At 71.8% G+C, this 23,484-nt stretch carries 18 protein-coding genes; 5 read left to right on the top strand and 13 right to left on the bottom strand.

Features of this window, described 5'->3' with window-relative positions; genetic code table 11:
- On the top strand, window positions 1-876 hold the full coding sequence (locus ABII15_RS33065) for a hypothetical protein (RefSeq protein ID WP_353945954.1): 876 nt from the start codon (window positions 1-3) through the stop codon (window positions 874-876).
- Between the two features lie 91 nt (window positions 877-967).
- A complete protein-coding gene (locus ABII15_RS33060; RefSeq protein ID WP_353945953.1) occupies window positions 968-3,322 on the top strand; it encodes a Tex family protein in 2,355 nt (784 codons plus the stop codon).
- Window positions 3,323-3,387: 65 nt separating this feature from the next.
- On the opposite strand, the gene ABII15_RS33055 is transcribed toward ABII15_RS33060, so the two are convergent.
- A complete protein-coding gene (locus tag ABII15_RS33055) occupies window positions 3,388-5,025 on the bottom strand; it encodes an ABC-F family ATP-binding cassette domain-containing protein (RefSeq protein ID WP_353945952.1) in 1,638 nt (545 codons plus the stop codon).
- 69 nt (window positions 5,026-5,094) lie between these two features.
- Window positions 5,095-6,123, bottom strand: coding sequence for an oxidoreductase (locus tag ABII15_RS33050; RefSeq protein WP_353945951.1), 1,029 nt, complete (start codon window positions 6,121-6,123; stop codon window positions 5,095-5,097).
- A 120-nt stretch (window positions 6,124-6,243) separates the two neighbouring features.
- On the opposite strand from ABII15_RS33050, the gene ABII15_RS33045 reads away from it, so the two are divergent.
- Window positions 6,244-7,134 carry an FAD-dependent oxidoreductase gene (locus tag ABII15_RS33045; RefSeq protein ID WP_353947276.1) on the top strand — a complete coding sequence of 297 codons (891 nt, stop codon included), beginning with the start codon at window positions 6,244-6,246 and terminating at the stop codon, window positions 7,132-7,134.
- Window positions 7,135-7,161: 27 nt separating this feature from the next.
- Here ABII15_RS33045 and ABII15_RS33040 read toward each other — a convergent pair whose 3' ends face one another.
- Together ABII15_RS33040 and ABII15_RS33035 are read right to left on the bottom strand one after the other, a co-directional pair.
- Window positions 7,162-8,445, bottom strand: coding sequence for a M14 family metallocarboxypeptidase (locus tag ABII15_RS33040; protein ID WP_353945950.1), 1,284 nt, complete (start codon window positions 8,443-8,445; stop codon window positions 7,162-7,164).
- Between the two features lie 3 nt (window positions 8,446-8,448).
- Complete coding sequence (locus ABII15_RS33035; RefSeq protein ID WP_353945949.1) at window positions 8,449-10,410, bottom strand: Xaa-Pro dipeptidyl-peptidase; 1,962 nt, start codon at window positions 10,408-10,410, stop codon at window positions 8,449-8,451.
- A 235-nt stretch (window positions 10,411-10,645) separates the two neighbouring features.
- Between ABII15_RS33035 and ABII15_RS33030 the strand changes: the two genes are divergently transcribed.
- Window positions 10,646-12,127, top strand: coding sequence for a M1 family metallopeptidase (locus tag ABII15_RS33030; protein WP_353945948.1), 1,482 nt, complete (start codon window positions 10,646-10,648; stop codon window positions 12,125-12,127).
- A gap of 71 nt (window positions 12,128-12,198) precedes the next feature.
- Here the strand turns inward: ABII15_RS33030 and ABII15_RS33025 are convergent, their stop codons facing one another.
- From ABII15_RS33025 to ABII15_RS33000, 6 genes are all read right to left on the bottom strand, one after another.
- Window positions 12,199-13,041: an oxygenase MpaB family protein gene (locus ABII15_RS33025; protein WP_353945947.1), complete on the bottom strand. Its 843-nt coding sequence runs from the start codon at window positions 13,039-13,041 to the stop codon at window positions 12,199-12,201.
- A 60-nt stretch (window positions 13,042-13,101) separates the two neighbouring features.
- A complete protein-coding gene (locus ABII15_RS33020) occupies window positions 13,102-13,776 on the bottom strand; it encodes a response regulator transcription factor (protein ID WP_353945946.1) in 675 nt (224 codons plus the stop codon).
- Window positions 13,769-14,878 carry a histidine kinase gene (locus tag ABII15_RS33015; protein WP_353947275.1) on the bottom strand — a complete coding sequence of 370 codons (1,110 nt, stop codon included), beginning with the start codon at window positions 14,876-14,878 and terminating at the stop codon, window positions 13,769-13,771. The genes ABII15_RS33020 and ABII15_RS33015 overlap by 8 nt, the downstream gene beginning before the upstream one ends.
- A gap of 125 nt (window positions 14,879-15,003) precedes the next feature.
- Window positions 15,004-15,537, bottom strand: coding sequence for a hypothetical protein (locus ABII15_RS33010; protein WP_353945945.1), 534 nt, complete (start codon window positions 15,535-15,537; stop codon window positions 15,004-15,006).
- A 121-nt stretch (window positions 15,538-15,658) separates the two neighbouring features.
- Window positions 15,659-15,952, bottom strand: coding sequence for a hypothetical protein (locus tag ABII15_RS33005; RefSeq protein WP_353945944.1), 294 nt, complete (start codon window positions 15,950-15,952; stop codon window positions 15,659-15,661).
- A 153-nt stretch (window positions 15,953-16,105) separates the two neighbouring features.
- Window positions 16,106-17,581 (bottom strand): amino acid permease, encoded by a 1,476-nt coding sequence (locus ABII15_RS33000; RefSeq protein ID WP_353945943.1) that lies wholly within the window; start codon window positions 17,579-17,581, stop codon window positions 16,106-16,108.
- Between the two features lie 314 nt (window positions 17,582-17,895).
- On the opposite strand from ABII15_RS33000, the gene ABII15_RS32995 reads away from it, so the two are divergent.
- Window positions 17,896-18,663, top strand: coding sequence for a MerR family transcriptional regulator (locus ABII15_RS32995; protein WP_353945942.1), 768 nt, complete (start codon window positions 17,896-17,898; stop codon window positions 18,661-18,663).
- A 57-nt stretch (window positions 18,664-18,720) separates the two neighbouring features.
- On the opposite strand, the gene ABII15_RS32990 is transcribed toward ABII15_RS32995, so the two are convergent.
- From ABII15_RS32990 to ABII15_RS32980, 3 genes are all read right to left on the bottom strand, one after another.
- The gene (locus ABII15_RS32990) at window positions 18,721-20,895 is read right to left on the bottom strand and encodes a 3-hydroxyacyl-CoA dehydrogenase NAD-binding domain-containing protein (protein WP_353945941.1); all 2,175 of its coding nucleotides are present in this window, start codon (window positions 20,893-20,895) and stop codon (window positions 18,721-18,723) included.
- Window positions 20,896-21,096: 201 nt separating this feature from the next.
- A complete protein-coding gene (locus ABII15_RS32985; RefSeq protein WP_353945940.1) occupies window positions 21,097-22,311 on the bottom strand; it encodes an acetyl-CoA C-acetyltransferase in 1,215 nt (404 codons plus the stop codon).
- Between the two features lie 26 nt (window positions 22,312-22,337).
- Window positions 22,338-23,480 (bottom strand): acyl-CoA dehydrogenase family protein, encoded by a 1,143-nt coding sequence (locus ABII15_RS32980; RefSeq protein WP_353945939.1) that lies wholly within the window; start codon window positions 23,478-23,480, stop codon window positions 22,338-22,340.
- Between the last annotated feature and the right edge of the window lie 4 nt (window positions 23,481-23,484).

Here is a 23,484-nt window from a genome sequence, read left to right as displayed (position 1 = left end):
ATGACTCCTGACCCGCGCCTGCGCGCAGCCCGCCGCTGCCACAACGTGCTCAATCCGTTTCACTCCACGCACTACTTCTCACCCGATCTGGGCCGGGAAATGGCCGCCGTCGGTGTCGAGGACCGCGATGCCGCCTACTTCGCGGTGCGTGCGGCGGCCATGGGCGCCGTCGGCGCCGGCACCGTGACGGCCGCCTTCTACAACTTCAAGCACGAGCTGGTGGCGCGGCACGTGCCCGCGGTGTGGCAGGCCGCCTCGCCCGAGGACGTGCTCGCCGCACGCGCGCGTGCCGCCGACACGACGCTGCGCCGGCTCATCGGCGAGGAGGCGCTCGCCTCGAAGGAGATGGCCGAGGCCGCCGAACTCGCCCTGCGCGCGACCGAGGCCTGCACGCGCCACGCCCGGCCGCTCTACGCCGCGCACGCCGACCTCCCGGTCCCCGAGCAGGCCCACATGGCGTACTGGCACGCGACCACGCTGCTGCGCGAGCACCGCGGCGACGGCCATCTCGCCGCCCTGCTCGGCGCCGGTCTCGACCCGGTGGAGGCGCTGGTCAGCCATGTCGCCACCGGAAAGGGCATGTCCCCCAAGTTCCTCCTCGCCACGCGCGGCTGGACCCGCGAGGAGTACGACGCGGCGGCCGGGCGGCTGCGGGCGCGGGGTCTGCTCACCGCGGACGAGGACCTGACGCTCACCGAGGAGGGCGCACGGCTGCGGTCCGGGATCGAGACGCTCACCGACGAACTGGACCGGGCCCCCTACGACCACCTCGGCAGCGCCGGAGTGGCCCGTCTGACCGAGCTGGCGACCGGGTTCATCGGCACCGCGCTCGGCAACGGCGCCTTCCCGCCGGACCTCATCGGCAAGGCCGCCTGAGTCGGGGCCGGTCGGCGCCCTGATCCCCCGTTGTCGGTGTCACCTGCCACAATTGCCGCGCAACCTCATTCGACTTAGGCGGTACGGGATCGTGGCGACACCCACTCTTGGGTCCATCGAAGGCAGGATTGCCGAGGAAATCGGCGTACGCGAGCGGCAGGTGAAGGCTGCCGTCGAGCTGCTCGACGGCGGCTCGACGGTGCCGTTCATCGCCCGCTACCGCAAGGAGGCGACGGAGTCGCTGGACGATGCCCAGCTGCGCACCCTGGAGGAGCGGCTGCGGTATCTGCGCGAGCTGGAGGAGCGGCGCACCGCCGTGCTCGACTCGGTGCGCGAGCAGGGCAAGCTGACCGAGGAGCTGGAGGCGCGGATCCTCGCCGCCGACACCAAGGCGCGCCTGGAGGACATCTATCTGCCCTTCAAGCCGAAGCGGCGCACGAAGGCGCAGATCGCGCGCGAGGCGGGCCTGGAGCCGCTGGCGGAGGGCCTGCTCGGCGACCCGTCGGTGGATCCGGCGGCCGCCGCGGCCGCGTTCGTGGACGCCGACAAGGGCGTCGCCGACGCGCAGGCCGCGCTCGACGGCGCCCGCGCGATCCTCACCGAGCGGTTCTCGGAGGACGCCGACCTCATCGGCGAGCTGCGCGAGCGCATGTGGGTGCGCGGGCGGCTCGCGGCGAAGGTGAAGTCGGGCAAGGAGGAGGCGGGCGCCAAGTTCGCCGACTACTTCGACTTCGCGGAGCCCTTCAAGGAGCTTCCCTCGCACCGCGTCCTGGCGATGCTGCGCGGCGAGAAGGAGGACGTGCTGGAGCTCGTCCTGGAGCCCGAGGAGCCGGTCGAGGACGGTGCCCCGAGCTCGTACGAGCCGATCGTGGCCGACCGGTTCGGAATCCGGAACCAGGGGCGTCCGGCCGACAAGTGGCTGCAGGACACCGTCCGCTGGGCCTGGCGCACCCGCATCCTCGTGCACCTCGGCATCGACCTGCGGATGCGGCTGCGCACGGCCGCCGAGGACGAGGCGGTCAAGGTCTTCGCGGCGAACCTGCGGGACCTGCTGCTCGCCGCCCCGGCGGGCACGCGCGCGACGCTGGGCCTCGACCCCGGTTTCCGTACGGGCGTCAAGGTCGCGGTCGTCGACGCGACGGGCAAGGTCGTGGCGACCGACGTCATCCACCCGCACGTCCCGGCGAACCGCTGGGACGAGGCGATCGCCAAGCTGGCGAAGCTCGCGAAGGAGCACGCGGTCGACCTGATCGCGATCGGCAACGGCACGGCGTCGCGCGAGACGGACAAGCTCGCCGGTGAGCTGATCACCAAGCACCCGGAGCTGAAGCTCACCAAGGTGATGGTGAGCGAGGCGGGCGCCTCCGTGTACTCGGCGTCCGCGTTCGCCTCCCAGGAGCTGCCCGACATGGACGTGTCGCTGCGCGGCGCCGTGTCGATCGCCCGCCGTCTCCAGGACCCGCTCGCCGAGCTGGTGAAGATCGACCCGAAGTCGATCGGTGTCGGCCAGTACCAGCACGACCTGAGCGAGGTGAAGCTGTCGCGCTCGCTGGACGCGGTGGTCGAGGACTGTGTGAACGGGGTGGGGGTGGACGTGAACACCGCGTCCGCGCCGCTCCTCGCGCGCGTGTCCGGCATCGGCGCCGGTCTCGCGGAGAACATCGTGACGCACCGCGACGCGCACGGCCCGTTCGGCAACCGCAAGGGCCTCAAGGACGTGGCCCGGCTCGGCCCGAAGGCGTACGAGCAGTGCGCGGGCTTCCTGCGCATCCGGGGCGGCGACGACCCGCTGGACGCGTCGTCCGTGCACCCGGAGGCGTACCCCGTCGTGCGGCGGATGGCGAAGTCGACCGGGGGCGAGGTCGGCTCGCTGATCGGTGACACCGGGACGCTGCGCTCGCTCAAGGCGGGTGACTACGTGGACGACACATTCGGCCTGCCGACCGTGTCGGACATCCTGAAGGAGCTGGAGAAGCCGGGGCGCGACCCGCGGCCCGCCTTCAAGACGGCCACCTTCAAGGAGGGCGTGGAGAAGATCTCCGACCTGGAGCCGGGGATGATCCTGGAGGGCGTCGTGACGAACGTCGCCGCGTTCGGGGCGTTCATCGACATCGGCGTGCACCAGGACGGGCTCGCGCACGTGTCCGCCCTGTCGCGGACGTTCGTGAAGGACCCGCGCGATGTCGTGAAGCCCGGTGACATCGTGAAGGTGAAGGTGCAGGACGTCGACGTGCCGCGCAAGCGGATCTCGTTGACGCTGCGCCTCGACGACGAGAAGGCCTCCGGCCCGGAGCGCGGGGGGCGCGGCGGCGACCGCAAGCCGCCGCGGCAGTCGAATCGGCAGGGTGGTCGTGGTGGTTCCGGTGGCGGGGGCAAGGGGCGGCCCGCGGCCGCGCCCGCCAATTCGGCCATGGCCGACGCGTTGAAGAAGGCCGGGCTGGCGTAGCGCCGGTCAGGTGGGTGGGGAACTGCGGGCCGGTCCGTGACTGGTCGCGCAGTTCCCCACGCCCCTTACGAGGCGCTCACCTTGCCGTCGTTCACTTCGAACCGGCGCGTCGTGTGGACGGCGTCGAGCATCCGCCTGTCGTGGGTGACCAGGAGCAGCGTGCCCTGGTAGGAGTCGAGTGCCTGCTCCAGCTGCTCGATCGCGGGCAGGTCCAGGTGGTTCGTCGGCTCGTCCAGGACCAGGAGATTGACGCCCTTGCCCTGGAGCAGGGCGAGCGCCGCCCGGGTCCGTTCGCCCGGGGAGAGGGTCGCCGCCGGGCGCAGCACGTGGTCCGCCTTGAGGCCGAACTTGGCGAGCAGGGTCCGCACCTCGGCCGGTTCGGTGTCGGGGACCGCCGCGCCGAACGCGTCGAGCAGCGTCTCCGGGCCGTGGAACAGCGCGCGGGCCTGGTCGACCTCGCCGACGACGACGCCCGGGCCGAGGCTCGCGTGGCCCGCGTCGAGCGGGATCCGGCCGAGGAGGGCGGCGAGCAGGGTGGACTTGCCGGAGCCGTTGGCGCCGGTGATCGCGACCCGGTCCGCCCAGTCGATCTGGAGCGTGACCGGGCCGAACTCGAAGTCGCCGCGCCGCAGTCGTGCGTCGCGCAGTGAGGCGACCACCGCTCCGGAGCGTGGTGCGGCCGCGATCTCCATGCGCAGCTCCCACTCCTTGCGGGGTTCCTCGACGACGTCGAGGCGTTCGATCATGCGCTGTGTCTGGCGCGCCTTGGCGGCCTGCTTCTCGCTCGACTCGCTGCGGAACTTGCGGCCGATCTTGTCGTTGTCGGTCGCCTTGCGCCGGGCGTTCTTGACGCCCTTGTCCATCCAGGAGCGCTGCATCTGGGCGCGGCCTTCGAGCGCCGCCCTCTTGTCGGCGTACTCGTCGTACTCCTCGCGCGCGTGCCTGCGGGCGACGTCGCGCTCCTCCAGGTAGGCGTCGTAGCCGCCGCCGTAGAGGTTGATCTGCTGCTGGGCGAGGTCGAGTTCGAGGACCTTGGTGACCGTGCGGGTGAGGAACTCGCGATCGTGGCTGACGACGACAGTGCCCGCGCGCAGGCCGCGGACGAACTCCTCCAGGCGCTCCAGGCCGTCCAGGTCGAGATCGTTGGTGGGCTCGTCCAGGAGGAAGACGTCGTAGCGGGAGAGCAGGAGCGAGGCGAGGCCCGCCCGTGCGGCCTGGCCGCCGGAGAGCGAGGTCATCGTCTGGTCGAGGCCGACGCGCAGGCCGAGCTGGCCCGCGACCTCCTCGGCGCGCTCGTCGAGGTCGGCGCCGCCCAGGTCGAGCCAGCGCTCCAGGCTCACCGCGTACGCGTCGTCGGCGCCCGGGGTGCCGTCGACCAGCCCCTGGGTGGCCTCGTCCATGACCCGCTGGGCCTCGGCGACGCCGGTGCGGCGGGCGAGGAACGCGCGGATCGTCTCGCCGGGGCGGCGCTCCGGCTCCTGCGGCAGATGGCCGACGGTCGCGGTCGGCGGGGAGAGCAGCAGCTCCCCCTCCTCCGGGGTGTCGAGCCCGGCGAGCAGGCGCAGCAGGGTGGACTTCCCCGCGCCGTTGGCGCCGACGAGGCCGATCACGTCGCCGGGCGCGACGACGAGGTCGAGTCCGGCGAACAGGGAGCGGTCGCCGTGGCCCGCGGCGAGGTTCTTGGCTACGAGGGTGGCAGTCATCAGGGCGTTGATCCTAATCGGCCCCGTGCGTCGGACGGCGTACGGGGATCAGCGGACCGGCGGGGCCGGTCAGTGCGCCATCGGCGCCACCAGCACGCTCCCGGTGGTGCGGGCCACGAGGAAGGACTCCCCCTTGGTGGCCTTCCTGTCGAGGGAGATCCGGTGCCGGCCGGGGTCGAGCACCGCGTCGAAGACGTCGTGGGTGTGGGTGCGGTAGAGGCGGTCGAGGCGGTAGGCGGTGAGCCGGACGCGGCAGGTGGAGGTGACGTCGAGCCCCGCCTCGCCGTCGGCGGCGACGAGCCGGGTGAGCCGGCGCCGGTCCGCGGGGCTGCGGTCGAGGGCGCTCTCGATCTGCGCGACGAGCAGCGGGACGATCGGGGCGAGCCCGTCGACGTAGGCGATGTCGGCCCCGGCACGGTCGAACTCGGCGCGGACGGCCTCTCGTTGGGCCTCGTCGACGGCGCGGCCGAAGGCGACCGCCCCGTAGCCGCGCAGTTCCTCCGGGGGCACGCCGGTCGCGTCCTGGGTGATGTCCGCACCGATGCCGATGGTGCGCAGGGCGGCGGCGAGCCGGGCGAGGACGGCGACGCGGGCGCCGATGAGCAGGACCCGGCGGCGGGTGCTCGCGGCTCCGTCGAGCAGGCCGCCGAGCGCGGTGCGGTACTCGTCGCCCCGGAAGCGGAACGGGCCTATGCCGTGATAGCCGTTGAGCTCCAGGTCGACCCGTTCGTCGGTCTGCCAGGCGAAGTCGCGCCATACATAGTCGTCCTGATTGTCGTCCACCCGCTCGATGACGGCGGTGACGGCGCCGCACTCCAGTCCCTCGCACTCGGGGCAGCCGTAGATGACGTACCGCCCGTCGGACAGCGGTGCGTCGGCCTCCAGGAGGAGGCTTCTGACGTGGTCGGTGAAGATGGCGGGCGGGATGTCGGAGGCCAGCGGGGAGACCGCGTCGAGGTCGGAGAGCCGGAACAGCAGCGGGCGCCCGTCGACGATGAAGTCCAGGAAGTCCCGGTGGACCTGGTAGTCACCGTTGGCCAGCACTCCCCCGGCGCGCATCGCCGGGGCCAGGCCGAAGGTCGCGTACTCGGCAGACATGGTGTGAGTATCCCCATCCGGCACCCGTGTTGAGCACGGCATGACACATTCCGCTACCGTCCCGGCGTGGACAGTGATGTGAACGGTGACGTGATCGTGGTGGGCGGCGGGGTCGTGGGAATGTCCACCGCTCTGCTCCTCGCGCGGGCCGGGCGGCGGGTGCGGGTGTGGTCGCGGGACCCCGCCGAGCGCACCACCTCGGCCGTTGCGGGCGCGCTGTGGTGGCCGTACCGGATCGACCCGGTGGAGCGGGTCGGGCCGTGGTCGCTGCGGTCGCTGCGGCGCTACGCGGAATGGGCGGGGCGCCCGGACGAGACGGGCGTACGGATGGTCGAGGGCGTACACCAGGGTGTCCGGCTTGCCGGTCTCGGGGCGTGGGCCGGTGAGGTGGCGGGGCTGCGGGACACCGGCGACGGGCTCGCGGCGCGGCTTCCGCTGATCGACATGCCGGTCCATCTGTCCTGGCTGCGTAGCGAGTTGGCGGCTTCCGGGGTCGAGGTGGAGCGGCGCGAGGTGCGCTCCCTGGAAGAGGCCGCGGAGGCGGCCGGAGTGGTCGTGAACTGCACGGGGCTCGGGGCGCGGGAGCTGGTGCCGGACCCGTCGCTGCGGCCGGTGCGCGGGCAGTTGGTGGTCGTGGAGAACCCCGGGGTCCGTACCTGGTTCACCTCCGCCGAGGAGGCGTCGGACGCCACGACGTACTTCTTCCCGCAGCCGGGCGGGCGGCTGCTCCTCGGCGGCACCGCGCAGGAGGACGACTGGTCCCTGGACCCGGATCCGGCGGTCGCGGAGGGGATCGTGCGGCGATGCGCGGCGGTGCGCCCGGAGATCGCGGGCGCGCGGGTGCTCGGGCACCGGGTGGGCCTGCGCCCGGCGCGCCCCGCGGTGCGCATCGAGCGTGAGGCCGCCGGTGCGGGGCGGCTGTTGGTGCACAACTACGGGCACGGCGGGGCCGGGGTCACCGTCGCGTGGGGGTGCGCGGAGGAGGTGGCGGGGCTGGTCGGGAACGGCTGACGGACCCGGAGACGAGGGTCGTGAGGTTCAACAGCTGGTGTCGGGCTCCCCTTCCGTCAGGTGGTACGGGGCGCGGGCGTCGAGGAGGAGTGCCACGAGGGCCCGTGCGGACTGCCGCAGCGGAACCCGGACCCCGTCGCCCGCCGCCTCGACGCGGATCCCGTGCAGCGCCAACTCGTCCCTGTGCTCGGCGTATTGCGCGGCGGTGAGGCGGTAGTCGCAGGGCGGGTCCTGGATGATCTCGGCGGGCTGCGCCGGGTCGTTGTCGGCGCCGCCGACGTAGACGGGCCCGGTGTCGCTCAGGCCCGCGGCGCGCGCGGCCGACGTCGCGGCCCGGATCCGGCCGGCGTGCTGTTCGGTGAAGCCGAAGAGGCCTTTCAGGGCGGCGAGTTGGGAGTCGCGGCGGCGCCGGTTGTTCAGGGCGGCGTCGGCCTCCTCCGCCGGGGTGCCGGGGTCGACGCGGCTCTCGATGAGCAGGCCGAGGGCGTGCTTGACGCCGGACATGTTGCGCAGGATGCGTTCCTGGCCGTCGCCCGCGGTCTGCTTGACCGGATCGCCGGTGACCGGGTCGGTCCAGATGCCGTACGTGCCCGTGGAGTACCCGGCGGCGCCGGCGGCGGGGCGGACGTGGCGCTCGGACAGGGTTTCGGACTCGTCGTGCACGGCGGGCGCGGTGTTGAGGTTGCGCGGCCAGAGATCGAAGAGGTCCTTGTCGTAGTACCCGGGGGTGGCGCCGTACTCGTGCAGGTCGTAGATGACGTCGGGGCGCCGGTCGCGGATGACGGCCGCCATGGCGCGTGCCTCCGCCGTGCGGAGGGCGAGGTGGTCGCGGTTGATGTCGATGCCGTCGGCGTTGCCGCGGGTGTCGGCGGCGCGCCCGTCGGGGTTGGCGGTGGGCACGACGAGCAGGGTCGTGCGGGACAGGAGGCGTCGGGTCGTCCGGTCCGTGGCGCGGGCGAGGTCACGGACGGTGGTGAGGCAGGCCTCGCGCCCGGCGGGTTCGTCGCCGTGCTGGCTGCAGACGAGCAGCACGGTGGTGGCGGCGTGCCGGGCGCCGACGCGGACCAGCTGGAGCGGGCGGCCCTGTTCGGTGGTGCCGATGCGGGAGACGGCGACGCGGTCGGAGGCCCGGTCCACGGCGGTGAGCAGGCGCTGTTCCTCGGGCGCGCTGGTCCAGCGGGCGCCGTTGGTCCGCTCGAATCCGGTGCTGGGGAACGTGGCGGTGGCGCGGGCCGGGGCGACCGTCACCAGGGGTGCGGCGAGGGCCGCGGCGGCGGCGCAGAGGGCGAGGGCGCGGCTGCGGGCGTTCATCGGCTACTCGCCTCCCGGGACGGGGTGGTGCGGGCGGGTCGGGCGCACGCTGTCGGCGCCGGTGGAGCGGTGTGCGGCGGCCGTGGCGGTGGCGGCCGCGAAGGCGTCGGCGCCGCCGACGACGGGGACGCGGGCCACCGTGCGGGACAGGTCGAGGGTGAGGGTCGGCCGGGTGGCCGGAGGGTCGATGAGGTCCTTGTCGGTGCCCGCGACGATCAGGGCGAGCCGGTGGCCCGCGGGCACGACGTGGTCACTCGCGGCCAGGGAGACGGTGAGGGTGTAGGGCCTGCCCGGGGTGAGCGGGCGGCCCCGGCCGGGGTCGGCGTAGGTGCCGAGGTCGGCCCATCCCCGGCTGAATACGGTCGAGCCGACCTCGGCGGTCACCGTCCCGGTGTTCTTGAAGCAGGAGCTGTCGCCGGTCGTGCTCGCTCCCCAGCAGCTGCGGTCGGTGAGTGTCGTGATGCCTTCGCCGGCGGCCCCGTAGTCGCGGATCGTGGCGGGGCCGAGGTCGACCAGGACGGCGGACAGATGGGCGGAGGCCGTGGTCGGCGTCGCGGTGACGGTCACCGTCGAGGAGCCGGAGAGCCGCAGGTCCTTGCCGAGCGGGCGGCTGATGAAGCCGGCCTTGCCGGGCGTCGGGGTGTCGATCCGCTCGGCCCAGTCGCTCTCGCCGAGGGCGGGGTCGTCGGTGAAGCGCTCCGTGCCGGAGCCGGGCTTCAGGCTCAGGGTGCCGACGCCGGGTGCGGAGCCCCGGCCGGGCCGCAGGGCGGTGGTCCGCGTCGTGCGCGGCGGCCACACCGTGTCGGTGGTCCAGTGGTCGGGGGTGCGCTCGATGTCGGCCATCGGTTCGCGGTCGATTCCGTTGCGCAGGCCGAGGAGTTCGTGGTCGAACCAGCGGTGCAGGGTGTCGACCCAGTCGGCGCGGCGGAAGTCGAACGGGTCGACGTGCCCGGTCTGCGACAGCCAGATCTTCCGCTCGACGCCGTTCTTCGCGAGCGCGTCCCACCACTGGCCGAAGTGCTTGGCGCGGACGTTGAGGTCCTGCATGCCGTGCACCACGAAGACGCTGGCCCTCACCTTGGCGGCGTCCTTGACGTAGTCGCGCTCCTGCCACAGGGAGGTCCGGTCGCCGCTGCGGGGCGCCTCGTCGACCAGCCGCTGCTGGACGGCGGCGCAGCGGGCGCGGGCGTCCGGGCTCTCCACGTAGTCCGACAGCCAGTCGGGGCCGGAGTCGTAGAGCGGGGCGCCCTGCTGGAAGTAGTAGTCGTACCAGGAGGAGATGCCGCCGATGGGGACGATGGTCTCCAGGCCCTCGACGCCGGTCGCGGCGACGCCGTTGGCGACGGTCGCGTCGTAGCTCTTGCCGATCATGCCGGTGCGGCCGTTGGTCCAGGTCGCCTTCGCGCGGGTGGCGCCGGTGCGGGTGGTGTAGCCCTTGGCGCGTCCGTTCAGCCAGTCGACGACGGCCTTGGCGGACCCGACGTCGGAGCGCCCGCCGACGTCGACACAGCCGTCGGAGCGGTTGGTGCCGGCGAGGTCGACGCCCACGAACGCGTAGCCGCGGGGCACGAAGTAATTGTCGTAGTACAGCGGCATCCGGACGATGTCGCCGTGCGCGTCGTACGTCTTCAACTGGCTCTCGTTGCCGCGCCCGCAGCAGGAGTAGTACGGGCTGGCGTCCATGATCACGGGTACCTTGCGGCCCTGCGCGGCCGCTTCCCGGGGGCGGACGATGTCGACGGCGACCCGGTCGGTCCTGCCGTCGCCGTCGCCGTCGAGCCGGGTGTCGACCCAGACGGACTCGCGGACGGCGTTCTCGTACGAGTAGACGGGCCGTGACTCGGTCGGCGCGGCGGTGCGGGCCGCGGCGCCGGCCGGGGCGACGAGCACGGCGAGCAGGGCCGCGGCGGCCGCGCCCACGAGGAGGGTCCAGAGGCGGCGGATGCGTCCGGCAGGTATCGGCATGGCCGGAAGGTACACGGGTCAACTTCCGTGCGACAGAGGGCATCAGCGCGCCGCGACTGGCTCGTGGGGCGTAAAGGCACATGTCGGCCGAATGGCGATCGTGTGACAGGAGGGGCCATGGACATGACCGGGGCACCGGGTGCTGAATAGGGTCGCGAACACGATCACACGGGGCCGGTTCCCTCCGGTCGTGTGCGGTCGGTCCCCGGTCTGTTCCTACGACTTGGAGTTTTCCGTGTACCGCAGACTCATCGCTCCCGGCGCGCTCGCGGCCGCCGCCCTGCTGCTGGCGATCCCGGCATCGGCGGCCGACTTCGCGCCCGGGGCCTCGGGCATCGGCGATCCCTACTACCCGACGTACGGGAACGGCGGCTACGACGTCTCCCACTACGACCTGCGTCTGAAGTACCAGCCGAAGACGGACCTGCTGGAGGGCACGGCGACGATCGTCGCCGAATCCACCCAGGACCTGTCGCGCTTCGACCTCGACTTCGGGCTGACCGCGAGCGAGGTCCGGGTGAACGGGAAGAAGGCGGCGTTCGCCAAGTCGGGTGTGCAGGAACTGGCGGTGACGCCCGCGGCCGGGCTTCCGAAGGGCACGCCCTTCACAGTCGTGGTGAAGTACGCGGGCAAGCCGTCCGAGGTGAAACTGTGGGGCTTCACGTCTCCGCAGCGCACGTCGGACGGTGCCGTCTTCGCCAACGAGCCGGAGTCGGCGGCCTGGTGGTTCCCGTCGAACGACCACCCGCTCGACAAGGCCACGTACGACGTCTCGGTGTCGGTTCCCGACGGGACCCAGGCGATCTCCAACGGAACGCTTCAGTCGCAGAGTTCGAAGCTGGGCTGGACCCGCTTCAACTGGCGTTCGAGCCACCCGCAGGCCACCTATCTGGCCACTCTCGCCATCGGCAAGTTCGACATCACCACTGACACGACTTCCGACGGCCTGCCCGTCATCAACGCCTACAGCAAGGACCTCGGCGCCAACGAGGGCGCGGCCAAGGCCAGTGTGGAGCGCACCACCGAGGTCGCCGAATGGCTGGAGTCGGTCTACGGGAAGTACCCGTTCGAGGCGCTGGGCGGCTACGTCCCGAACGTGCCGTCGTCGTTCGCCCTGGAGACGCAGACGCGGCCGTTCTACTCGCCCAAGCAGTTCGCGAACGGCTCCAACGTCTCCGTCGTCGTGCACGAGCTGGCGCACCAGTGGTACGGCGACAGCGTCTCCGTACGCGGCTGGAAGGACATCTGGATCAACGAGGGCTTCGCCCGCTACAGCCAGTGGCTGTGGTCGGAGAAGGAGGGCGAGGGCACGGCCCGGGAGCTCTCCGACTACACGTACGCGCAGCACCCGGCGGACGACGCGTTCTGGACGGTGAAGCCGGGCGATCCCGGTGCCGAGAACCAGTTCGACGCGGCCGTCTACGACCGGGGGGCCATGGCCATCCAGGCGCTGCGCGACGCGGTCGGCGACAAGAAGTTCTTCAAGATCCTGAAGGGCTGGCCGGCGGCGCACGCCTACGGCAACGCCACCGTCTCCGACTTCGTCTCCTACGCCGAGAAGGTCTCCGGCAAGCCGCTGGCCTCGTTGTTCGACACGTGGCTCTTCCAGCCGACGCGGCCGGCCGTGGCTTCCGCGCTGCGCACGGCCGGGGTGCCCGAGCAGCCGAAGTCGTGGAAGTCGATCGCGGCGACGAACGGTATCCACGGGGAGCACTGACCCGGCGTCCCGCGGCCCTGGGCGGGCGGAGCTCGCTTCAGGGGCGCGGGGAACCGCGCGACCGGCCACGGTCAGCGTGCACCCGGCGACGCCGCTCTCGCTCGCCGGGCCATGGGGAGGTACCGGAGGCGTTCGGGGAGGCGGGGGACAGCCCAGCGGACCAGTACGGCCCAGCGGCGCAGGCGGCGTTCCTGGCGGGCGGACCACGGCAACCCGATCGCCGCGCGGGCCTCCGGCGGCAGCAGCCCGATCGACAGGAACCGGAGCACCCGGGCGAGCACGGGGCCGAGAAGCGGCCAGAGCAGCCGCAGCACCCGGGACCCGGGCGGCGCCGGGATGGCCCGGTGGGCGTCCGTCAGCTCGGCGACCACGGCGTTCGGCCCGATCTCCCGCGCGAGCATCTTCGCGTAGTACGGCCAGAACTCCTCGACCGTCTGCGGCATGTCCCGGTCATGGATGCCGAGGATCCGGCCGACCATCAGCCACTCCGCGTAGAACCGCTCGTCCTCCTCGGGGGTGAACGGCCGCGCGAAGTAGCTCCGGGCCCGCCGGGAGACCGGAAAGCCGGTGGCGTGCACCCACGCGTAGTGGGCCGGGGTGAGCGCGTGATACTGGCGGCCGCGCGGATCGGTGCCCCGGATGTCGCGGTGGACGCGGCGCAGCCGGCGCCCTTCCTCGGCGGCTGCCTCTCCCCCGTACACCCAGAGCAGGACTGAGGTCAGCGAGCGCTCACCGCGGCCCCACGGGTCGGTGCGGAACACCGAGTGGTCGTCGACCCCGGCGCCGACGGCGGGGTGCGCGACCTGGAGGACGAACGCGGCGGGCAGCGCGAGCAGGGAGCGGATGTCGCCCGCGGTGTCCCAGAGGATCCCGCCGGGCGGGGGCGGCGGCGGATCGGGGTCGTGCTGTTTCATGCCGCTTCCTGGACGTCGTGCGGTGCGTTGTGCCTTGTGATCCAGTATGCGACGCGTGGGTCAGGCGAGACCGGCCGCGATGGCGCGGCGTACGGCGTCGGCGCGGTCCCGGATGGCCGCCTTGGCGAAAAGGTTGTTGATGTGGGTCTTCACCGTGGCCTCGCTGATGAAGAGCTTCTCGGCGATCGCCCGGTTCGGCAGGCCCTGGCCGATCAGGGTGAGCACCTCGCGCTCGCGGGGCGTGATGTCGTCGGGCAACTGCTGCCCGGGCGCCGGGGCCTTGGTGCGGACGGTGGCGAGGAGCCGGTCCTGGACCTCGCGGTCGAGGACGGACTGTCCCGCGGCGGCGGCGCGGACGGCGCGGGTGATGTCCTGACGCCCCGCGTTCTTGGTGAGGTAGCCGCGGGCCCCGGCGCTCAGCGCGGCCAGGATCGAGTCGTCGTCGGCGAAGGTGGTCAGGACGACGACGGCCACCCCGGGGTGGTCCTCGGCCAGCCGGCGGGTCGCCTCGATGCCGTCCATCACGGGCATCCGCAGGTCCATCAGGACCACGTCCACGGGTCCGGCGGCGGCCGCGGTGAGCACCTCGGTGCCGTCGGCGGCGGCCGCGACGACCTCGATGTCCGCGGCCAGTCCGAGGACCGCGGCGAGTGGCTCGCGGACGGCGGCCTGGTCGTCGGCCACGACGACCTTCAGCGGCACCCGCGCCTTGTCCTGCTGTGTCGCTTCACTCATCGGGGATCACTGCCTCCACCTGCCAGCCGCCCTGGTCCGGTCCGTCGGTGACCGGGCCCGCGGTGATCGTCCCACGCAGCAGCGCGACCCGTTCCCGCATGCCGATCAGTCCCATCCCGCTGCCGACGCCCGCGCTCACCGCACGGGTCGCCGGGCCGTTGCGGATCCTCAGTGTCGTCGACGCCGCGGCGAAGGCCAGCTCCACGCGGACCTCGCCGCCGGGCGCGTACCGGGCCGCGTTGGTCAGCGCCTCCTGGGCGATGCGCAGCAGGTTCTGGGTGACCCGGGACGGTACCTCGCGGACGGTCCCGGTGACGGTGAGGGCGTCGTGGTGGCCGGACGACTCGGTCATCGCGGTCAGGCTCTCCAGCAGCGGCAGGGAGTCCTCGCGGAGCGCGTGCACCGTCCACTGGGCCTGTTTCAGGCTCTCCTTCACCATGCTGTGCGCCTTCTTGTTCGCCGCGCGGACCTGCTCCAGGTCGCCGGTGTCGATGAGCGCGTCGGCCAGTTCCAGCTGCATGTTGATGCCCGCCAGGGAGTGGGCGAGGACGTCGTGCACGTCGCGGGCGATCCGGCCGCGCTCGGTGAGGACGGCGGCCTGCGCCTCGGCGCGCGCGGCGCGCTCCGCGGACTCGGCGGCCTCCACCACGGCCTGGACGGCGCGCTGGCGGGTGCGGTTGACGATGCCCATCAGCACCGGGCCGCCGGTGGTGAGGCCGAGCGTCCAGGGCAGGAGGTTGTGGCCGGGGCCGATGCGGAAGTACAGGACTGCGCCGCACAGCAGGCTGCACAGCGCCGCGAGGCCGAGGGCCTGCCGGGGCGGGAGCCGGTAGCCGATGTGGCCGACGAGGAAGTACGCGAAGAGGTAGCTGGAGCCGGAGCGGCTGACGCCGATCAGTGCGGCCGCGGCGACGACGCCGCAGGTCAGCCAGATCAGCGCGAGGCGTGGCGGGACCTTGGCCTCGGGCAGGTTGCGGGCGGCGAGGGCGACGCAGTTGACCAGGAGGAGGGCGGCGACGGCGAGACCGCGGCCGCTGAGGCCCAGCGGGCGGATCGTCCAGACCCCCGCGACGATGACGGCGAGGGTCAGGACCCACTGCACCCGGGGGTCCTGGGTGGGCACGACCCGCGGGCCGCGCTCCTGGTGCGGAGCCGGCCCGGGGGCGGGGACGCTCGGGGTCTCGGGGGCGCTCGGTGCTTCGGGCACGGCGTGACCATAACCCACGGTCAGGCCGTGCGGTCGAGCGTCGGCACGGTCGCCGGCTGCCGCCGGTCGAGGGTCACCAGCCGGCTCCGGACGAAGATGGTGGCCAGGCGTGTGACGACCTCGGTGAGCGCCATCAGGACGAAGGCCGCGACCCAGGCCTGATCGCTGGTGATGTGGTGGGTGAGGCTGAAGCGGGCCACGTCGTCGGCGCCACCGTGCTGGACCCACAGCTGGAAGCCCATCCGGGCCCCCATGCCGAGCACCCACAGGACCGCGGAGACGGCACCGGCCTTGATCAGCAGGTGCCCGCCCGCCGGGCGGATCCGGGTGTAGACGCCGCCCGCGATGCCGAGCGCGGCACCGATGGCCGTCAGCGTGCCGATCAGCACCAGGTCGTTGCCCGCCGTGGGCACGCTGTCGAGGTAGCTGTGGGCCACGAAGGCCACGATCCCGAGCGGGATCAGGAAGGTCTTGAGGTCGAGGCGGCCTTCCCGCAGTTGCCGGAAGACGACGAGGACGAGGGCGATGTCGGTGATCCAGTCGGTGGTTGTCATGCCCTCAAGACTGCTGATCCGGGGCGCGTGACGCCTGGACCCACGGGTGGAACGGAAGGTGGAGATGCCCGGCCGCCGGGACTCCACCCCGTGTGCCGCCCGGGTCCTCCAAGCCGTCCGGCTACTCCTCGTTCCCGTACCGTTTGGCCAGGTCGGAGGCGACTTCGGAGACCCGGGTGCACAGGTCCGTGACGGCCGCGGTGTGCGCGGGGTCGGCCGGGGTGGAGTGGGTCGGCACGACGTGCGCCCGCAGACACGGCGCCGGGGGCGGGGACGGGGGCGGCACGGCGGTCCGGGCGGGCTCGGGGCGCCGGGACCACAGCCGGGCCGAGCCGACGAGCGCGGTCGTCAGCAAGGCGGCAAAGGAGGCCAGTTGTCCCGTTTTGAGGTGAACGTCCCACGAAATCAGGGCCATGCCTGAGTCCTACCCTCACGGTACGCACGGCCAACTCGCCCCGCCCGGTGCCCGGTTCACACCGCCTCAGCCCTCGTGGCCGTACACCGTCACCGGGATCCCCCGGGCCGCGCCAGCGTCAGTACGCCCGCTCGGGCTCGGGCCGGCGGCGGGCTACTCGTCCTTCGTCGCGCCGGTCTGCGGCTCGGCGGCTGCCTTGCGGGCGATGTTCTTGCGGGCGCGGAACCAGCCGACGACGAGCAGTACGGCGACGACCGGGATCAGGCTGAGCGTCTTGCGGCCGGTCTCCGCGTCGTTCCACATCAGGCCGAGGACGAGCACCAGGAAGACGATCGTGACGATCTCGGTCACCGGGGAGCCGGGCAGCCGGAACGCCGGACGCTCGACCAGGCCCTGCTTGGCCCTGCGGACGAACGCCAGGTGCGCGACCATGATCATGACCCAGGTGCCGATGATGCCGATGGACGAGATCTCGATGACGATCTCGAAGGCGTCGGCCGGCAGCAGGTAGTTCAGGCCGACGCCCAGGACGCCGACGCCCGCCGTCAGCAGGATGCCGCCGTAGGGCACCTGGCTGCGGTTCATCCGGGCGGTGAACTGCGGGGCGGAGCCCGACATCGCCATGGAGCGCAGGATGCGGCCCGTGGAGTAGAGGCCCGAGTTGAGCGAGGACATGGCGGCGGTCAGCACGACCAGGTTGACGATGTCGCCGATGCCGCCGACCCCGAGCTTGGAGAACAGGGTGACGAAGGGGCTCTCGCCCGCCTTGTACGTCGACGAGGGCAGCAGCAGGGCCAGGAGCAGCACGGAGCCGCAGTAGAACAGGCCGACGCGCCACATGATCGAGTTCACCGCACGCGGGACGACCTTCTGCGGCTCGGCGGTCTCGCCCGCCGCGACGCCGACCAGCTCCAGGGCCGCGTAGGCGAAGACGACGCCCTGCATCACGAGAATCACCGACATGGTGCCGCTGGGCATCCAGCCGCCGTGGTCGGTGATCATGTGCAGGCCGGGTGTCTGGCCGTCGACGGGGTGCTGGGTGGCGATCAGGAAGATGCCCACGAACAGGAAGGCGACGAGCGTCGCCACCTTGATGATCGAGAACCAGAACTCCATCTCGCCGAAGTACTTCACCGAGACGAGGTTGACGGAGAGCACGACCGCGAGGGCGATCAGCGCGAGCACCCACTGCGGCACGGAGGTGAACGCGCTCCAGTACTGCGTGTAGAGCGCGATCGCGGTGATGTCCGCGATGCCCGTCATCGACCAGTTGAGGAAGTACATCCATCCGGCGATGTAGGCGCCCTTCTCGCCGAGGAACTCGCGCGCGTACGACACGAAGGATCCCGAGGAGGGCCGGTAGACGACCATCTCACCGAGGGCGCGCACGACCAGGTAGGCGAAGATTCCGCAGACCAGGTAGGCGAAGACGAGCGCGGGGCCCGCGTCGTGCAGGCGGCCTCCGGCACCGAGGAAGAGTCCGGTGCCGATCGCGCCACCGATGGCGATCATGTTGACGTGGCGGCTCTTGAGGGCCTTGCTGTACCCGGCGTCGCCCGCGTCGGCGGGCGTCTGGGGCGCATCCGTGGGGGATGCGTCCACGGCCGTGTTCACGGCGTCCTTGCTCACGTGGGGGTGTCCGCTCTGTGGTGCGCGGGGACGTGGGGTCCCCTGGGTCCGGAAGTACCGCGGCCCGCGACACCCCTGACAGTGTGCGGACCGACTGTGCACCTTCCCCCAAAGATCACCGGAAATGCGGTGACGGAGATCACATAGCGGTCCTTCTCACATGTCGAGAAGCGGTCTTGTGCGGTCGCCCGGACCGGCGTAAAGGCACCGCTTCAGGTCGGGTGTCTCGGGCGGCGCGGGAGGGTTTCACAACTTCGGTGTCTCAGCAATACTGTTGAACCCGATCGGCACCGAGAGCTAGGCGCGAGGCGGACATGGCCACCGACATCGAGAACAGCGGGGCGGGACCGGCCGGTCCCGAGTCCACGCTGACCGTCGACGAACTGGCGGCGCGGGCGGCCGTCACGGTCCGCACGATCCGCTTCTACAGCACGCGCGGCCTGCTGCCGCCACCGGTGATCGGCCCGCGCCGGGTCGGTCACTACGGGCAGGAGCACCTGTCGCGGCTCGGCCTCATCGAGGAGTTGCGGCACCAGGGCATGACCCTGTCCGCCATCGAGCGCTATCTGGAGCAGCTGCCGACGGACCTGAGCGCCGACGAACTCGCCATGCACCGCGCGGTGGTGGCGAGCTGGGCGCCGGACGCGGCGGAGGAGATGCCGCACGCGGAGCTGGAGCGGCGGTGCGGGCGGGCGCTGTCCGGCACGGACCTGGACCGGCTGTCGGCGATGGGCGTCATCACGTACCTGGAGGAGCCCGACGCGTTCCGGGTGGACGTGGGGCAGCTGCGCCTGGGCGTGCAGCTCCTCGACGTGCCGATCGCGCACGAGACGCTGCTGGCCGCGCGCACGATCCTGCTGGAGCACACCCGGCAGACGGCGCACGCGCTGTCCCGGCTCTTCCAGGAAGAGGTGTGGGGCCCCTACCGGGAGCGCGAGGCGGATCCCGGGGACCCGGGGCACGTGTCGGCGATGCGGTCGCTGTCGGCCCATATGCAGCCGCTGGTGGTGCAGGCGCTGGTGACGGCGTTCCAGCGGTCGCTGCGCGAGGAGCTGCGGGCCGCGTTCAGAAGCGCCGGGTGAGCGGCCGTGGTGATGCGCCCCGTGTCGCGGGGCGCATCACCACGGCGGGCGATCGGCTCAGCTGTCGCTGAACGTCTCGCCCTTCTCCGCCTTGGTCACGAGCAGCGCGGGCGGCAGGAAGCGGTCGCCGTAGCGCTCGGCCAGCTCGCGCGCGCGGGCGACGAATCCGGTGAGCCCGCCCTCGTAACCGTTGATGTACTGCAGGACACCGCCGGTCCAGCCCGGGAAGCCGATCCCGAAGATGGAGCCGATGTTGGCGTCGGCGACGGACGTGAGGACGCCCTCCTCGATCAGCCGGACCGTGTCCAGCGCCTCGGAGAAGAGCATGCGCTCCTGCATGTCCTCGAACGGGATCCCCGTACCCGGCTTGGTGAAGTGCTCGCGCAGCCCCGGCCACAGGGCGCCGCGCCTGCCGTCCTCCCCGTACTCGTAGAAGCCCGCGCCGCCGCTGCGGCCGGTGCGGCCGAACTCGTCGACCATGCGGTCGATGACGGCCTCGGCGGGGTGCTCGGCCCAGGTGCCGCCCGCCTCCTCGATCGCCGCCCGCGTCTCCTGCCGGATCTTGCGCGGCAGGGTGAGGGTCAGCTCGTCCATCAGGGAGAGCACCTTGGCCGGGTAGCCGGCCTGGCCCGCCGCCTGCTCGACCGACGCGGGCTCGACGCCCTCGCCGACCATCGCGACGCCCTCGTTGATGAAGTGGCCGATGACGCGGGAGGTGAAGAACCCGCGCGAGTCGTTCACGACGATCGGCGTCTTGTTGATCTGGCGTACGAGGTCGAAGGCGCGGGCGAGCGCCTCGTCACCGGTGCGCTCACCCTTGATGATCTCCACCAGCGGCATCTTGTCGACCGGCGAGAAGAAGTGCAGACCGATGAAGTCGGCCTGCCGCTGGACGCCCTCGGCGAGGGTGGTGATGGGAAGCGTCGAGGTGTTGGAGCACAGCAGCGCGTCGGGGGCGACGACATCCTGGATCTCCTGGAACACCTTGTGCTTGAGCGACGGGTCCTCGAACACGGCCTCGATGACGGCGTCGCAGCCGGCCACGTCCTGCGGGTCGGCGGTGGGTGTGATCCGCGCGAGCAGCGCGTCGGCCTTCTCCTGGGTGGTGCGGCCGCGGCTGACGGCCTTGGCGCAGAGCTTCTCGGAGTAGCCCTTGCCCTTGGCGGCGGACTCGGCCGATACGTCCTTCAGGACCACCTCGATGCCCGCGCGGGCGCACGAGTAGGCGATGCCCGCGCCCATCATGCCGGCGCCGAGGACGGCGACCTTGCGCACCTTGCGGGGCTCGATGCCCTGGGGGCGGTTGGCCCCGGAGTTGACCGCCTGGAGGTCGAAGAAGAACGCCTGGATCATGTTCTTCGCGGTCTGGCCGGTGACCAGCTCGGTGAAGTAGCGGGCCTCGATGGTCAGGGCCGTCTCGAAGTCGACCTGGGAGCCCTCGACGGCGGCCGCGAGGATGTTGCGGGGCGCGGGGTACGGGGCGCCGTTCAGCTGCTTCTTGAGGTTGGCCGGGAACGCGGGCAGGTTCGCGGCGAACTTCGGGTTGGCGGGGGTGCCGCCGGGGATGCGGTAGCCGGGCTTGTCCCAGGGCTGCTGCGACTCGGGGTTGGCGTCGATGAAGGCGCGGGCCTTGTCGAGCATCTCCTCGCGGGTGGCGGCCACTTCGTGGATCAGGCCGTTCTCCAGCGCGCGCTTCGGGGCGTACTGGGTGCCCTGGAGCAGCACCTTGAGGAGGGCGTCGGCGATGCCCATGAGGCGGACGGTGCGGGTGACGCCGCCGCCGGCCGGGAGCAGGCCGAGGGTGACCTCGGGGAGGCCGATCTTCGAGCCGGGGGCGTCGAGGGCGACGCGGTGGTGGCTGGCGAGGGCGATCTCGTAGCCGCCGCCGAGGGCCGCGCCGTTGATCGCCGCGACGACCGGCTTGCCGAGGGTCTCGATGCGGCGCAGGGAGTTCTTGATGCCGACGCCGGTCTCGAAGACGGCCTGGGCGTCCTCGGGGCCGGCCTTCATCATGTCCTTGAGGTCGCCGCCCGCGAAGAAGGTCTTCTTGGCGGAGGTGTAGATGATGCCGCGGATGGAGTCGCGCTCGGCCTCGGCGCGGTCGGCGATCGCCGCGATGGAGTCCTTGAACGCCTGGTTCATGGTGTTCGCGGACTGGTTGGGGTCGTCGAGGACGAGGGTGACGATGCCGGTGTCGTCCTGTTCCCAGCGGATGGTGGTGCTGGCGGTCATGGTGTGTCTCCGTGAAGTCAGGTGCGGGGAGTTGGGGGCGGGTTCTCGGGTGGGCCGCCTTGTTTCGTCGCCGTCGTGCGGGTGGGTGGGGGCTGGTCGCGCAGTTCCCCGCGCCCCTGAAGGCATGCGCTGCGCGCAGCCTTCCCCTGGGCGAGCGGAGCTCGCTTCCAGGGGCGCGGGGAACTGCGCGAGAAGCGGCCGCTACACCCGTTCCACGATGGTGGCGATGCCCATGCCACCGCCGACGCACAGAGTCGCCAGGCCGTACCGGAGGTCACGGCGCTCGAGTTCATCGACGAGCGTCCCGAGGATCATCGCTCCGGTCGCCCCCAGAGGGTGGCCGAGGGCGATCGCGCCGCCGTTGACGTTCACCTTGTCCAGCGACAGACCCATGTCCTTGACGAAGCGGAGCACCACCGCCGCGAAGGCCTCGTTGATCTCGACGAGGTCGATGTCGTCGATGGTCAGACCGGCCTTGGCGAGCGCCTTGCGGGTGGCGGGCGCCGGGCCGGTGAGCATGATGGTCGGCTCGGAGCCGGAGACGGCCACGGAGACGATCCGGGCGCGGGGCGTGAGGTCGTACCGCTCCCCCACCTCGCGCGAGCCGATGGCGACGAGCGAGGCGCCGTCGACGATGCCGGAGGAGTTGCCCGCGTGGTGCACGTGGTCGATCTTCTCGACCCAGTGGTACTTCTGGAGGGCGACGGCGTCGAAGCCGCCGAGGTCGCCGATGTCCTTGAAGGACGGCTTGAGCTTGGCCAGCGAGTCGGCGGTCGTGCCCGGCCGCAGGAACTCGTCGTGGTCGAGGACGGTCAGCCCGCTGCGGTCCTTGACCGGGACCACCGACCGCTCGAAGCGGCCGTCCTTCACGGCGGCGGCGGCCCGCTCCTGGGAGAGCGCCGCGTACTCGTCGACGTCGCGGCGGGAGAAGCCCTCGATGGTGGCGATCAGGTCGGCGCCGATGCCCTGCGGCACGAAACCGGTCTCGAAGTTGGTCATCGGGTCGGCGAACCAGGCGCCGCCGTCGGAGGCCATCGGCACCCGCGACATCGACTCGACGCCGCCGGCGAGGACCAGGTCCTCCCAGCCGGAGCGGACCTTCATCGCGGCGAGGTTGACGGCTTCGAGGCCCGAGGCGCAGAAGCGGTTCTCCTGGACGCCCGCGACCGTGTCGGGCAGTCCGGCCGCGATGGCGGCGATGCGGGCGATGTCGGAGCCCTGGTCGCCGACCGGGCCGACGACGCCGAGGACGATGTCGTCGATGGCGGCGGGGTCGAGTCCGGGGAAGCGGGCCCGGATCTCGTGGATCAGGCCGACCACGAGGTCGATCGGCTTGGTGCCGTGCAGGGAGCCGCTGGCCTTGCCCCGGCCACGAGGGGTGCGGATCGCGTCGTAGACGTACGCGTCTGTGGTCACGGAAGTGCCTTTCAACGGGGGTGTTTTCAGGACAGCAGCGAACGGCCGATGATCTCCTTCATGATCTCGGTCGTCCCGCCGTAGATGGTCTGGATGCGTCCGTCGGTGAAGGCCTTCGCGACGCGGTACTCGGTCATGTAGCCGTAGCCGCCGTGCAGTTGGAGACAGCGGTCGGCGACGCGCTTCTGCAGTTCGGTGGCCCACCACTTGGCCATGGAGGCGTGCACGGCGTCGAGGGTGCCGGCGGAGTGGTCCTCGATGCAGCGGTCGAGGAAGGTCCGGGTGACGGCGCACTCGGTGGCCATCTCGGCGATCTCGAACCGGATGTGCTGCAGCTTGGCGAGCTTGCGCCCGAAGGCCTCGCGCTCCTTGACGTACGTCGTGGTGATCTCCAGCAGGTGCTCGGCGGCGGCGATGGCGGCGACGGCGATGCCCATGCGCTCCTGCGCCAGGTTCGTCATCAGGTGGATGAACGCGCCGTTCAGCTCACCGAGCAGATTCTCCTTGGGAACCCGTACGTCGTTGAAGAACAGCTCGGCCGTGTCCTGCGCCTTCTGGCCGATCTTGTCGAGGTTGCGGCCGCGCTCGAAGCCGTCCGTGCCGCGCTCGACGACGAGGAGGGACAGGCCGTGGGCGCCGCCCTCGGGGGTCGTCTTCGCCACGACGATGACGAGGTCGGCCAGGATGCCGTTGGAGATGAAGGTCTTCGAGCCGTTGAGCAGCCAGTGGTCGCCCTTGTCCTCGGCGGTGGTGCGGATGCCCTGGAGGTCGGATCCGGCGCCGGGTTCGGTCATGGCGATCGCGGTGATCAGCGAGCCGTCGCAGAAGCCGGGCAGCCAGCGCCGCTTCTGCTCGTCCGTGCCGAGCGAGGTCAGGTACGGGCCGATGATGTCGTTGTGCAGGCCGACCGCGAGCCCGGCCGCCCCGGCCCGGGTGAACTCCTCGGCGAGCACGGCGCTGTAGCGGAAGTCGGGGTCGCCCCCGCCGCCGTATTCCTCGGGCACGGCGAGTCCCAGGAGACCCTGGCGGCCGGCGGCGAGCCAGGCCTCCCGCGCGACGATGCCGTCCTTCTCCCACTGCTCGTAGTGCGGGGTCACCTCCTTGGCGAGGAAGGTGCGCACGGTCTCGCGGAACGCCTCGTGCTCGGCGCTGAACAGGCGTCGTTCCATGCTC

This window comes from Streptomyces sp. HUAS MG91, assembly GCF_040529335.1.
Classification (GTDB): domain Bacteria; phylum Actinomycetota; class Actinomycetes; order Streptomycetales; family Streptomycetaceae; genus Streptomyces; species Streptomyces tabacisoli.
This window is presented reverse-complemented; position numbering and strand designations above follow the sequence as displayed.